The sequence below is a fragment of the Pseudothermotoga elfii DSM 9442 = NBRC 107921 genome, assembly GCF_000504085.1.
Taxonomy (GTDB): Bacteria; Thermotogota; Thermotogae; order Thermotogales; family DSM-5069; genus Pseudothermotoga_B; species Pseudothermotoga_B elfii.
In genome coordinates this window covers 537,324-549,407 of sequence record NC_022792.1, presented here as the reverse complement: position 1 = coordinate 549,407, position 12,084 = coordinate 537,324, and the positions used below count along the sequence as shown (strand labels likewise).

The window sequence follows — 12,084 nt, the reverse complement described above, 5'->3', positions numbered from 1 at the left end:
CGAAAAGCAAAAACAGTTGTGATATACTTTAATTTCAAGGGGTGAATGGATTTGGACAGGCTGGCTGAACTTGAAAAGCTTGTAGACAAACTTCTGGAAGAGCACAAGAAAGCAAAAGAAGAAAATGAACAATTATGGAAACAAATTAACGAAGCTTTAAGCAAAATCGAAAAACTTGACAAAGAGAAAAGGGAACTCGAAACCCTTGTTGAAACTTATAGAAACTCCATGAATTCTCTGATTCAAAAACTTCAGAACATGATTAATGTCACGGAGAGTGTTTATGAAGAAAAGCGTGAATATTAGACTTGACGATAAGAACTATGATTTAGTCACAGATGCCACAGAGGAGGAATTACTGAACGTTCTGAATCGTCTCCAAACAGAATATTCTCAGATAAAAAATATCGTCGAAGAGGCAGAAACAGATGAAATATTGCTCGTGATGCTTACAAATGCCCTTTTGAATGAGATAAGGTCTGAAAAAATCATAAACCATTTGACATTCAAGATAAAATCATTTTTCAGTGAAAAAGAGGAAGGTAAATCATGAAGATAGGAGTTTTTGATTCTGGAATAGGTGGATTTACTGTGTTGCAAAAGCTGGTAGAATATATGCCGCACAATGAATATGTGTATGTTGCAGATACACTTTATGCTCCCTACGGTACTAAAACTCATCAGCAGATCTTCGAAAGGGTAACCAGGATAATAAATTTTCTCGCTTTACAGGGTGCAGATTGTATTGTTGCTGCGTGCAACACTGCAGATGCTGTCCTTAAACTATCCAGTTTATCAGCCAGAATACCTCCCTATTTCGGGATACTTGATTTTGACATCAATTTTTCCTCTGCGCAATGCATAGGGGTTGCAGCAACAGAACTGACAATCAAAAGTGGTATATATGAAAAATTACTATTAAATCGAGGAATAAGCAAAATTATTCAACGGCCATGCCAGAAACTTGTCGAACTTATAGAAAACAATGAAGTTCATGGTAGACAAGCAGATATAGAGATTAAAGAATGTTTCGAACCATTTAAAAATGCCGATCTGGTAATTCTTGGATGCACACATTTACCTCTTCTTATAGAAAAAATTCAGACGATCTTTCCTAAATTACGATTTTACGATCCTGCCGAGAGTTTGGTTAAAAATATCTGGCTGAGCTGCCGACAAGATGGAAAAATCATCGGAAAAATTAGCTTTTTCGTGACTCAGGACCCGCTTTCATTTCATACGAAGATCTCAAAATACCAAACTTTGTTGAAACTTCCATATACTGTGCAGTTCACTGACTTGGAGGATGAGAAAAATCATGAAGAGAATACTGGTAGTCTCGGGTTTGTCTGGAGCGGGAAAAAGTACAGTAGCGAGAGTTCTTGAAGACATTGGTTTTTTTTGCATAGACAACCTTCCACCAGCTCTTCTGAACGATTTCATGGTGTTGCTCTCAAGTTCATCTATTGACAAAGTGGCACTTGTCGTGGATATCAGGAGCGCTCAGCTGGGTAACGCCGTTCAGGCTATTAAAAAACTTGTAGATAATTACAGTAACATTGTGACCGTGTTATTTCTGGAAGCTTCTGATGAAGAACTTCTTAAAAGGTTTGCCACAACGAGAAGACGTCACCCGTTGGAAGGGCAATTGAGCTTGAAAGAAGCTATTTCAAAAGAAAAAGAATTGCTCGGAGATATGAAAGAAATGTCTGTAGTTATAGACACGACAGGTCTTGACATCCATACGCTCAGAGAAAAAATAGGATCTCTGCTGAAAGAAGAAGCACAATTTGTTATCAGAATAAGAAGTTTTGGCTTCAAGTACGGATTACCAGCCGACACTGATTTTATAATCGACACACGCTTTTTACCAAACCCATATTATGATCGCAAGCTGGCACAGTTAAATGGTACAGATCAAGAAATAGTAAACTTTTTTTCCAAATATCCCATAGTTGAGGACTTTATACAGTACACTTACAAGCTTTTACATATTGCTGCCACAAGATACAAAAGTGAAGGCAGGCCATTCATGACAGTTTCAATAGGCTGCACCGGTGGAAGACACAGATCAGTTTATGTTGCCGAAAAACTCTCAAAAATACTTAAAGATAGATTTTATGTCTACGTTGAACACAGGGATGTGAATAAATGAAGGTAGTCGCCGTAGGCGGGGGAACAGGTCTTTCAGTTTTGCTGAGAGGATTGAAAAATACTGGGGTAGATTTAACCGCAATAGTTGCGGTTACTGACGAAGGAGGGAGTTCTGGAATAATCAGAGAAGAACTGGAGATGCCTCCTCCAGGTGATGTAAGGAACAATATCATTGCATTAGCTAAAGACGAGGATTTGATGAGCAGAATTTTCTCTTTCAGGTTCAAGACAAATGGTACACTGTCAAATCACAGTGTTGGGAATATAATATTAGCTGCCCTGACCAGAATGACTGGAAGTTTTAGCATAGCTGTCAAACTTGCATCGCAAATACTTGCTATAAAAGGAAAAGTTCTCCCTGTTTGCGAAGAATTGATCAGATTGATCGCTATATATGAAGATGGTAGCGAGATAATCGGAGAAACTGAGATTGTGAGGCAAAAACGCAAAATAATATCAATTAAACTAAACAAAAGGGTTAAAGCCCTGGATGAGGTTATTAACGCACTATCTGATGCGGATGCAATTGTTTTCGGCCCAGGCAGTCTTTATACAAGCGTGATTACTAATCTTCTTGTGGATAATGTTGCTGACACAATTAACAGCAACGAAAAAGCCATTAAAATATACGTTGCAAACATAATGACTCAACCAGGCGAGACAGCGGGACTGAGCCTGCAAGATCATGTAAAAGAATTAGAGAAATATCTTAGAAGTAGGGTTGATTTTATCATCGCAAATAATTTGATGCCACCTGAAAAGCTTTTGAATTCTTATGCCAGGGAATTAGCAGAACCTGTTTTGTCGAATGGTGATGTGGATGAGCGTTATATATTTGAACCTCTGCTGACGATAGAATTCGAACCCAATGATACCAGACCAAAAGCAAGGCACAATCCACAATTACTTGCAAAAGTAATCATGAAACTTTTGGAAAGGGGAAGCTGAAGGATGAGCTTCTCTGAAGAAGTGAAATATGAGCTGTGTTCTACAGAAATTAACGATAAGAAAGAGGCAGAAGCCGAGCTCATAGGTTTTATCAAAGGAAAAGGAGTTTTAAGGTTGTCAAAAAAACAAATGAATCTATCTATTATGTTCCCGAGCATAAAGATTGCGAGGAGATTTATAACTGTTATGAAAATCCTGTCATCTGGTGATTATGAAATCTTTGTTGTTCAAAATCAAAGGTTGTGGAAACAAAAAAACGTTCAATTAGATCTGACGGTTAGTTCATTTGGGAACAATGAAATATATTTTCTGAATACTGATATACCCGAATGGGTCTCAATCGATCCAGAGCTTTTTGGTGTCTTTCTTCGAGGCTTATATTTAGTCTGTGGAACAGTTATAAACCCTGTTGCTTCATACCATCTGGAAATCAATCACTCGGATGAAAACCTACTCAATCAAATATCATTTACCCTGAGAAAAAAATTTGAGATACAATCAAAAGTTCTCCAGGTAAGAAACAATTTCAAACTTACAATCAGAGCAGCGAGTGATTTGATAGAGTTTTTGAACCTTATTGGCGCAATTCAGTCGGCTACAAAGGTCGAACAGATCGTTCAGAGACGTTCTGTGATTTCTGATGTTAATAGAAGTATGAACTTTTTGTCAGCAAACGCTGATAGAATAGGTAATAGTACCGCAAGGCAGCTCAGGGCTATAAAGATAATAGAGGAAAGCATAGGTCTTGATTCACTAAACGATGAGCTGAGATTATTAGCTTATTTAAGACTTGAAAATGAAGATATGAGTTTGCGAGAGCTCGGAGAAATGATGGAGCCAAAGATGACCAAATCAATGGTTTTTACGAGAATGAAGAAAATAATCTCACTCGCCGAACAGATAGAGAAAGGAAAGTCAAGATGAAATGTCCATTTTGTGGTCACCCAGATAGTAGGGTTCTAGATTCAAGACCAACTCTGGATGGCACAGCTATTAGAAGAAGAAGAGAGTGTATTGAGTGTGGCGCTCGTTTCACAACATACGAGCGTTACGAACTTTTGCCTATAATAGTAGTCAAGAAAGATGGAAGGAGAGAGACGTTCGATCGTTCAAAATTGCTCAACGGAGTTTTAAAAGCGTGCGAGAAAAGACCTATTTCTTACGAAACGCTGGAAAAGCTGGTTGAAGAAGTAGAACTTGCTCTTCAAAAACAGGGTAGCACAGAGATCCCATCAAAACTCATAGGGGAGCTGGTTATGTCGAAATTGAGACAAATAGATCAGGTTGCATATGTCAGATTTGCTTCTGTTTACAAAGATTTTAGAGAGATAGATCAATTTCTCGATATTGTCCGGGAATTAAAAAAAGATCAGGAGGTGGATTGATGAACAAGAAAAACGTGATTTACCTGACAAAGGAAGGATACGAAGAATTGAAGCAAGAACTTGATTCTTTGAAGCAAAAGTTGATGTATGAAATATCAGAAAGGATAAAGGAAGCAAGAGAGCTTGGAGATCTGTCTGAAAATACAGAATATGATGAAGCCAAAAATGAACAGGGACGTATAGGAAGCAGAATAACGGAATTAGAACAGATTCTCAACAACTCTGAAATAATAGAAAATACAGATTCGAATCAAATATCCGTCGGTTCCTATGTGATTATTAAAAACCTGAACACAGGCGAGGAACGTTCCGTAAGACTTGTCAATCCTCAGGAAGCTGATATCTTTTCCAACAAAATAAGTGTCGATTCTCCTGTGGGAAGAGCACTAATGGGTAGAAAAGTTGGTGAAGTAGTAAAACTCAAAGCACCCGCAGGTTCGGTAAGATATGAAATTCTTGGAATAAGCTCCAAATCACTTAACCAAGAATGAGGTGATCATGTGATAAAAGATATACTAAGCCAGCGGGCTAAGGAAGTAGAAGAACTCAGAAAACTGGGAGTTAATCCATACCCATACAAATTTGAAAAAACACACACGACGAAAACTATACAGGAAAAATTTCAAGCACTTCAGCCTGGCGAAGTTTTGCAAGATGAGGAGATATCCACTGCAGGACGTGTTATGACAGTTCGTTTACATGGAAAATCCTGCTTTTTCACAATCAAAGATTTCTACGGAAGAATACAAGCATACATAAGACAAAACGAAATTTCAGAGGAAAAATACAACCTTTTCAAAAAATACATTGCACCAGGTGACATTATCGGTATCACAGGTTTTCCATTTAAAAGCAGAACAGGAGAACTAACCGTTTATGTTAAGAATTTCCAGCTTCTTAGTAAATCAAGAAGACCATTACCAGAGAAATGGCACGGCTTAAAAGACAAAGAAGTTGCTTACAGGCAGCGCTACGTTGATATGATAGCTAACGATTCTACCTTAGAGAGGTTTAGAATCCGTTATGAAGCGATAAGATTCATAAGAGATTTTTTAAATCGGCTTGATTTTGTTGAAGTAGAGACACCTGTGTTGAATTTTATACCTGGCGGAGGTGCTGCAAAACCGTTTATTACAAGACTTGAGGCCCTGGATTGCGAAATGTATCTAAGAATTGCCCCCGAATTACATCTCAAAAGGTATATTGTCGGTGGATTTGAAAAAGTCTACGAGATAGGAAAAAATTTCCGGAACGAAGGTATATCGTACAAGCATAGTCCGGAATTCACCTCTATAGAAATTTACCAGGCCTATGCTGATTACAATGACATGATGGAATTGACAGAATCTCTCATTTCTGAACTTGTACTTCACCTTTATGGTTCGTACAAATTAACTTATCAGGGTGTGGAACTTGATTTTAAACCTCCCTGGAAAAGAATTAAAATGAGAGAGTTTATAAAATCGAGATTGGATGTGGATATACTCGAAGATAATGATGAAAAACTATACTACGTGCTCAAAGAGCGGGGCGTCGAGCCGGATACCAAATCTCGAGAAAAAATGATAGAGAAATTGTGGGACCTGGTAGAAGAAGAAGTGATACAGCCAACGTTTTTAATGGATCATCCAGTAGATATATCCCCACTTGCAAAAAGGCACCGTGATGATCCAAGATTGACTGAGAGATTCGAACCGATTATTTTTGGAATGGAGATGGGAAATGCATTCAGTGAGCTGAATGATCCAGATGATCAATTGGAGAGATTCAAAGCCCAATTAAAGCTTAGAGACGCAGGTGATGAGGAAGCCCACAGAATGGATCTCGATTTTATAAGGGCTCTGGAATACGGGTTACCTCCAACAGGTGGCTTGGGAATAGGCATAGACAGGCTGATAATGTTGCTAACAAATTCACCGTCTATAAGAGATGTGATAGCTTTTCCTCTTGTTAGCCAAACCGAAGAGGACGATCTTGAAGGGAGTGCTGTTGAATGAGAGAATGGTTTAAGAAATGGCAGAAGGTTATCGTCTGGATCATAGCTGTATCTTTTGTTGCCGGCATAGCCTGGTGGTCAGTGGCAAGTTACCTATCGGGAAGGCAGGAAAGTAGCAAGATTTCCTTAGACCAGGCAATAGGTTATTTAACTATCGCTGGATCACCTATTGAGGATTCAGATACATGGGTATTGCCTTCTGAACTTGATTCAGAATACGGAAATCTTTTAAGCAATTACGGGATCAGTCAGTTAGATCCCATCTTTCAGGAACCATCACAGAAGGCATCTTTGCTCGAAGATTTGCTTAAAAACAAGGTTATTCTTCACTATGCAAAACAGAATAAGCTAACAGCGTCAAATAAAGAGATAGAAGCAAAATTAAATGAGTACAGGCAGCAGATTGAAAAAGATCAGTCACTGGTCCAGTATATAAAACAGCGTTATGGAAGTGTTAATGTATATCTAAATGCCGTACTGAAACCAACTCTGGAGAAATCTTTAACCCAGCAGAAAGTTGTGGCTTCAGTAGCAAATGTTGATAGTGAAGAAATGAAAAAGTATTTTGAGGAGAATATAGATCAATTACGAAAAAAATATGACAAAGTTGATGCAAAATTAGTTTCATTCACTGATGAAAGCAGTGCAAACAAGTTCATAAACATTCTTCTTGAAAAAGGATTTGATGGGGCAGCGAGTGAAATGGGCTTATCTGTGCAGGATATACCCAATCTCACCCGCGGAATCTTTGATGAAAAATTCGAAAAAGATATCTTTTCAGGGGCTACAAATACAACCGTTGGTCCTATACCGCTTGGTAGTTCGTGGTATGTACTTGAAGTTCAAAGCGCGACTGTTTTAACTGATTTTGAAAACTTTGCACTTTCGGACACATATGAATCAGAAAAAAATTCTCTCCAATCTCAGAAAATGCAGCAATGGTACGAAAATTACACCAGCGAAAAAAATATAGAACTCGTCATCGCAGATGAAGTGTACAGTACATGGAGAAAAGTCAGCTCGGTATCCACGCCAACAGAATATGAATCTCTCAGGGAAGAATTAAAAGAAAAGATTTTCCAGGACAATTCAATCTCGCCTCAAGCTCCTGATACGCTTAAAAGTGCTTATGTGGTTTTGTTAGAAAAAATTGAAGAATCCTTAGATCAGAGTGATGATCAAAGTAGCGAAAAACTTAAGCAGATTATGGCGGAAAAAGAAATGCTAATCAAAGACTTGTATGAACAATATCCAACATCACTTGAAGTGGCAAGCCGTATGTATCAATTAGATCAGAATAATCTACAGGTGAAATACAATTATCTATCTCTTCTCTATTCAGAGATTAAACCATATTTGTATCCCGAATATATTCAGTACTTGCTGCAAAGTTTAATTGAGATCGAATCTGGTTTTTCAAGTATTGCACTGGATACAAATGCTTCTACTGAAATGCGGGCGAGCTCTTATTACAATCTTTACGACTTGAGCAAATCTCTGGAAGATGCAACAAGCGCAAAATTCTATCTTGAGCAGTTGAGAAGAATAGATCCAAATTACATTGACTTCGACGCTGCATTAAGTGAACTTGAATAACAACCTTGATGAAAAAAGAAAGCGGGCATATGCCCGCTTTTCTGGCTGGGGCGGGAGGATTCGAACCTCCGAATGTCGGATCCAAAGTCCGATGCCTTACCAGCTTGGCTACGCCCCACCGTGGTATAATTTTATCACTGCTGGAAACCAACGTCAATAGACTAAGAAGGTGGTACATTGATAAAACTCTACTTTTTAGAAACAAATGAAGAGCTTATCGTCCCTGAGGGCACAAAGCTAATTGATTACGTCTCAAAATTCAGCAAATATCATCAGACAGCCATTGTAGCAGCAAAAATTGATAATTCTATAGTGGAACTCAACAAAAAACTGGATCGCGGTGGTAATGTTTCTTTTATAGATCTTACCACCCTGGATGGTTTGAGAATCTACCAGCGCGGTGTGCTGTTTCTTCTTCACATGGTTTTGAAAGAAATGTATCAGGATTATCAGCTGTGGGTACTACATTCTGTTGGTAATGCCCTGTACTGCGAGTTAAGAAAAAACGGGTACAGAAAAGAGTTTTCAGAAGAAGAAATAGTCAAAATCAAGAGCAAAATGAGTGAACTGGTAAAAATGGATATAACTTTCGAAAAACACGAGTTTTACAAAGAAGATGCCTTCAAAATTTTTACAGAGCAAGGTGACGCAGACAGAATAAGATTGTTCAAATTCAGAAAAAAGAAGACGATAAAGCTTTATAAATGTCTCAACCATTATGATTATTACTATGGTTATATGCCTCCCAGTACGGGTTATTTAACTCACTTCGATCTTCAGAAAGATGGCGAGGGGTTTCTCGTCGTTTTGCCAGACAGGGCAAATCCTGAAAATATAAGCTCACCAAAGAAATTGCCAAAATTGTCCTCTGTTTTTCTTGAATACGCACGCTGGCTTGATGTAATAGGTATTAACACTGTCGCGGATTTAAATGAACTGATAGCCAGGGGTGAGAGAGAAGTAGTTGATTTGATGATACTCAATGAAGCCCTTCACGAGAAAAGAATAGCCCAAATAGCTGAACAGTTTTCTGAAAGCATGGCTCGTTTGATTCTCATAGCGGGCCCTTCATCATCTGGAAAAACAACCTTTGCCAAACGCTTACTGGTCCAGCTTAAAGTATTTGGTTACAAGCCAGTAACAGTATCTCTTGACGATTACTTCGTCGATAGAGAAAAAACTCCTAAGGATGAAAATGGTAATCCGGACTTTGAATCAATTGAAGCCATAGATCTGGATCTTTTTAACCAACATCTGGTTCAATTGCTTGACGGGAAAGAAGTGGAATTACCAAAATTCGATTTCAAAATCGGAAAAAGAATACCTTCTGGTAAAAAAGTTAAGGTTGATAAAAACCAACCAATAGTTGTTGAAGGTATACATGGATTGAATGAAAAGTTAACCTCTTTGATTGATAGATCATATAAATTTAAAATCTATGTGAGTGCTTTAACTCAACTCAACCTTGACGCACACAACAGAATCACGACAACAGATACAAGATTGCTCAGAAGAATAGTCCGAGATTACAAATTTCGTGGCCATTCGGCACTCGAAACAATTATGATGTGGCCAAGTGTCAGACGCGGAGAAGAGAAATACATTTTTCCATTTCAGGAAGAAGCAGATACAATGTTCAATTCTGCTATTGTTTACGAATTAGCGGTACTCAAGACCTTTGCCGAGCAATTGCTTGTTCAGATATCTCAGAATGCCTCGGAGTACACAGAAGCTCTGAGACTCACAAAGCTTCTGGATTATTTTCTACCAATTACGAATATAGAAGATATACCAAGAACGTCGATTCTCAGGGAATTTATAGGAAGGAGTGCCTTTAAATATTGAGAAAATTATCTTTTTTCCTTGCTTTTATAGCCTTCTCTCTCTGCTTTTCAATTGAAATATATGTCGGGACTAACATGATATATTCATCTCCTGCTGAGAATTTTACAGTGGATTGGAATACATTTGCGACTATATGGGAAAACTACTGCAAATTGATGGGACTAGAAGAGCCCGCCACAGGAGAAATTGGTGATTTTTCTTATTTTGTATGGAAAGGTCACACGGCAGGATTTTCCAGACAGGCATCCACTTTTTTTATTGACGGAGTTGCAAAAAAATCAGATAAAATACCTTTAAAAGACACTCTCGATACCTTTGATATACCTGCAATGATCGAAAATAACAGATTGATCCTGCCACAGATGATTGTTGAAGATATGAAGTTCGATGAAAATATGATAGAAGTAGTTTACAAAGGTCGCAATGAGTTGATATTCAGCGAACATGATGGGCAAATCACTGTATCGTCTGTAAATTATGTATCCTACAGAGGTTTGCTTTACAAACCAGGTCAAATGATAGCAGCTTTTGATACACCACAAAGAAAGATTGATCAGCTCATAGAGCTGAAGGGGCTGATCAGAGTAATACTTTATTCGAAAGAATTAATACCAGGAAATGTGGTTTTAATCCCATTTTTTTCTGAACATAAGGTCGATCAGAACGGTATTTTGTTGTTTTATGCTGAAGGTGACGGAAGAATCATAATAAGACCTTATTCACCAGATTTCGAAGGATCTGACTGGGCAGTTTATGCCCAGACAAAGGAGATCGCTGAAAAAATAGCAAACCATTTTGGTTTAAAGATTGAAATCTGTCCTATCTACGATATACCTGTTGGCAAAATTGGAATGATATTATTGTTAAACAATCAGGACATTGAACAAGTAAGAAAATTCGTTGAGGAGATGCTTGAATAAATGAGAAACCTGAAATTTTCGATCCTGATGTGCCTGGTTGTGGTAACGGCGTTTTGCAGAAATTTCACGCTATTTTATCTGAATGACAATTTATCTCCTGTGAGTTATACAATTGATTATGAGGGAGATAATGCTGTGGCTTTTTTGATGGAAAAGCTTGCACAACCTGTAAAAGACACTATCAGCTTTGTTCCAAAAGAACTGCTAAGGGCATATTTTTTTGTAGAACGATCGCTTGTAATCGATTTGAAGTCATCAGCTATAAAAAATTTGAACTTTGATCAGGAAAGGTATCTTCTACATCAGATTCTGAGAACTATTTTTGAAAATTTCAAAGGATTGGACTCAGTCTACATTTTAATTGATGGTAAAAGACAAGATAAATTAGTAAATTATGTGGACATAAGATATGGTTTTTCAAGAAAAATATGGTCAAGCTGGCCTGTAGAGGGAGGATTATGAGCGAATTCATCAAACAAGATGACAGGGCACTGTTATTATTTGAAGATGATACTACATTCATAGTGCAGGTTCAAGACAACATTCTTGGGACCCACAAGGGTGTAGTGGAGTTGAAAAACCTCATTGGAAAAGCTTATGGAGACAGAGCAGAAACAAAAAATGGTGAACCATTTTTGATTTTACGCCCAAGACTTGTGGATGAAATTTTTAAAATGAAACGTAAAACGCAAATTGTTTATCCGAAAGACATGGGCTATATATTAATGATGCTTGATATAAAGGAAGGAGATGTAGTTATAGATGCAGGTGTTGGTAGTGGAGCAATGTGCGCGGCCATAGCAAGAATGATCGGACCAGATGGAAAAGTTTTCGCTTACGAAAGAAGGGAAGATTTTAAGAAAATAGCTGAAGCCAATATTGCAAAATGGGGGCTTTCTGAAAGAGTCGTATTTAAATTGAAAGACATAAAAGATGGTTTTGACGAGAAGGCTAATGCAATCTTTTTGGATGTGCCAGATCCGTGGAATTATATACCGCACTGTCATAAATCTTTGCTTGGATCCGGTAATATCGCAATAGTCTGCCCGACAACGAATCAAGTTCAATTAGTACTGAAAGAGTTACATGGTCATGCATTTGTTGATATTGAAGTATGGGAAAGCCTGCTTCGACAGTACAAACCAGTTCCAGATCGACTCCGACCATTCGACAGGATGGTCGCTCATACAGCCTTCATGGTATTCGCCCGAAAAGTTAATGATTTTAAGGAGGGATAAAA

General features: G+C 38.0%; 14 protein-coding genes and 1 tRNA gene. 14 read left to right on the top strand and 1 reads right to left on the bottom strand.

Annotation, left to right across the window (positions count from 1 at the left end; translation table 11 throughout):
• The first annotated feature begins 45 nt into the window (after window positions 1-45).
• Genes TEL01S_RS02605 through TEL01S_RS02560 form a run of 10 tightly spaced genes read left to right on the top strand, consistent with a single transcriptional unit; the run spans window position 46 to window position 8,079 of the window.
• Window positions 46-306 (top strand): hypothetical protein, encoded by a 261-nt coding sequence (locus TEL01S_RS02605; RefSeq protein WP_012002574.1) that lies wholly within the window; start codon window positions 46-48, stop codon window positions 304-306.
• Window positions 284-553 (top strand): hypothetical protein, encoded by a 270-nt coding sequence (locus tag TEL01S_RS02600; protein WP_012002573.1) that lies wholly within the window; start codon window positions 284-286, stop codon window positions 551-553. Before TEL01S_RS02605 ends, TEL01S_RS02600 begins: the two co-directional genes overlap by 23 nt.
• Entirely contained in the window at window positions 550-1,386 is an 837-nt protein-coding gene (murI, locus tag TEL01S_RS10665; protein ID WP_051366155.1) for a glutamate racemase, read from the top strand. Before TEL01S_RS02600 ends, murI begins: the two co-directional genes overlap by 4 nt.
• On the top strand, window positions 1,319-2,155 hold the full coding sequence (gene rapZ, locus TEL01S_RS02590; RefSeq protein ID WP_028843398.1) for an RNase adapter RapZ: 837 nt from the start codon (window positions 1,319-1,321) through the stop codon (window positions 2,153-2,155). The genes murI and rapZ overlap by 68 nt, the downstream gene beginning before the upstream one ends.
• A complete protein-coding gene (locus TEL01S_RS02585) occupies window positions 2,152-3,102 on the top strand; it encodes a gluconeogenesis factor YvcK family protein (RefSeq protein ID WP_028843399.1) in 951 nt (316 codons plus the stop codon). Before rapZ ends, TEL01S_RS02585 begins: the two co-directional genes overlap by 4 nt.
• Window positions 3,103-3,105: 3 nt before the next feature.
• Window positions 3,106-4,026 (top strand): DNA-binding protein WhiA, encoded by a 921-nt coding sequence (gene whiA, locus TEL01S_RS02580; RefSeq protein WP_028843400.1) that lies wholly within the window; start codon window positions 3,106-3,108, stop codon window positions 4,024-4,026.
• The gene (gene nrdR, locus TEL01S_RS02575) at window positions 4,023-4,487 is read left to right on the top strand and encodes a transcriptional regulator NrdR (protein WP_012002568.1); all 465 of its coding nucleotides are present in this window, start codon (window positions 4,023-4,025) and stop codon (window positions 4,485-4,487) included. The genes whiA and nrdR overlap by 4 nt, the downstream gene beginning before the upstream one ends.
• Window positions 4,487-4,978, top strand: a complete 492-nt coding sequence (gene greA, locus TEL01S_RS02570) for a transcription elongation factor GreA (protein ID WP_012002567.1) — start codon at window positions 4,487-4,489, stop codon at window positions 4,976-4,978. The genes nrdR and greA overlap by 1 nt, the downstream gene beginning before the upstream one ends.
• Window positions 4,979-4,987: 9 nt before the next feature.
• Window positions 4,988-6,484 (top strand): lysine--tRNA ligase, encoded by a 1,497-nt coding sequence (gene lysS, locus TEL01S_RS02565; protein WP_012002566.1) that lies wholly within the window; start codon window positions 4,988-4,990, stop codon window positions 6,482-6,484.
• Complete coding sequence (locus TEL01S_RS02560) at window positions 6,481-8,079, top strand: peptidyl-prolyl cis-trans isomerase (protein ID WP_028843401.1); 1,599 nt, start codon at window positions 6,481-6,483, stop codon at window positions 8,077-8,079. The genes lysS and TEL01S_RS02560 overlap by 4 nt, the downstream gene beginning before the upstream one ends.
• A 42-nt stretch (window positions 8,080-8,121) precedes the next feature.
• Here the strand turns inward: TEL01S_RS02560 and TEL01S_RS02555 are convergent.
• Window positions 8,122-8,197 (bottom strand) — tRNA-Gln (locus TEL01S_RS02555).
• A 59-nt stretch (window positions 8,198-8,256) separates the two neighbouring features.
• Here TEL01S_RS02555 and TEL01S_RS02550 point away from each other — a divergent pair.
• Genes TEL01S_RS02550 through TEL01S_RS02535 form a run of 4 tightly spaced genes read left to right on the top strand, consistent with a single transcriptional unit; the run spans window position 8,257 to window position 12,082 of the window.
• The gene (locus TEL01S_RS02550; RefSeq protein WP_028843402.1) at window positions 8,257-9,924 is read left to right on the top strand and encodes a nucleoside kinase; all 1,668 of its coding nucleotides are present in this window, start codon (window positions 8,257-8,259) and stop codon (window positions 9,922-9,924) included.
• Window positions 9,921-10,844 carry a DUF4941 domain-containing protein gene (locus tag TEL01S_RS02545; protein ID WP_028843403.1) on the top strand — a complete coding sequence of 308 codons (924 nt, stop codon included), beginning with the start codon at window positions 9,921-9,923 and terminating at the stop codon, window positions 10,842-10,844. Before TEL01S_RS02550 ends, TEL01S_RS02545 begins: the two co-directional genes overlap by 4 nt.
• Entirely contained in the window at window positions 10,845-11,306 is a 462-nt protein-coding gene (locus TEL01S_RS02540; RefSeq protein ID WP_012002562.1) for a GerMN domain-containing protein, read from the top strand.
• Entirely contained in the window at window positions 11,303-12,082 is a 780-nt protein-coding gene (locus tag TEL01S_RS02535; protein WP_028843404.1) for a tRNA (adenine-N1)-methyltransferase, read from the top strand. Before TEL01S_RS02540 ends, TEL01S_RS02535 begins: the two co-directional genes overlap by 4 nt.
• Window positions 12,083-12,084 lie beyond the last annotated feature (2 nt).

What these genes read in the sequence shown, in the direction of transcription:
- TEL01S_RS02605 (WP_012002574.1), top strand. Translation starts at nt 46, where the DNA reads ATGGATTTGGACAGGCTGGCTGAACTTGAAAAGCTTGTAGACAAACTT.
- TEL01S_RS02600 (WP_012002573.1), top strand. Translation starts at nt 284, where the DNA reads ATGAAGAAAAGCGTGAATATTAGACTTGACGATAAGAACTATGATTTA.
- murI (WP_051366155.1), top strand. Translation starts at nt 550, where the DNA reads ATGAAGATAGGAGTTTTTGATTCTGGAATAGGTGGATTTACTGTGTTG.
- rapZ (WP_028843398.1), top strand. Translation starts at nt 1,319, where the DNA reads ATGAAGAGAATACTGGTAGTCTCGGGTTTGTCTGGAGCGGGAAAAAGT.
- TEL01S_RS02585 (WP_028843399.1), top strand. Translation starts at nt 2,152, where the DNA reads ATGAAGGTAGTCGCCGTAGGCGGGGGAACAGGTCTTTCAGTTTTGCTG.
- whiA (WP_028843400.1), top strand. Translation starts at nt 3,106, where the DNA reads ATGAGCTTCTCTGAAGAAGTGAAATATGAGCTGTGTTCTACAGAAATT.
- nrdR (WP_012002568.1), top strand. Translation starts at nt 4,023, where the DNA reads ATGAAATGTCCATTTTGTGGTCACCCAGATAGTAGGGTTCTAGATTCA.
- greA (WP_012002567.1), top strand. Translation starts at nt 4,487, where the DNA reads ATGAACAAGAAAAACGTGATTTACCTGACAAAGGAAGGATACGAAGAA.
- TEL01S_RS02560 (WP_028843401.1), top strand. Translation starts at nt 6,481, where the DNA reads ATGAGAGAATGGTTTAAGAAATGGCAGAAGGTTATCGTCTGGATCATA.
- TEL01S_RS02540 (WP_012002562.1), top strand. Translation starts at nt 10,845, where the DNA reads ATGAGAAACCTGAAATTTTCGATCCTGATGTGCCTGGTTGTGGTAACG.
- TEL01S_RS02535 (WP_028843404.1), top strand. Translation starts at nt 11,303, where the DNA reads ATGAGCGAATTCATCAAACAAGATGACAGGGCACTGTTATTATTTGAA.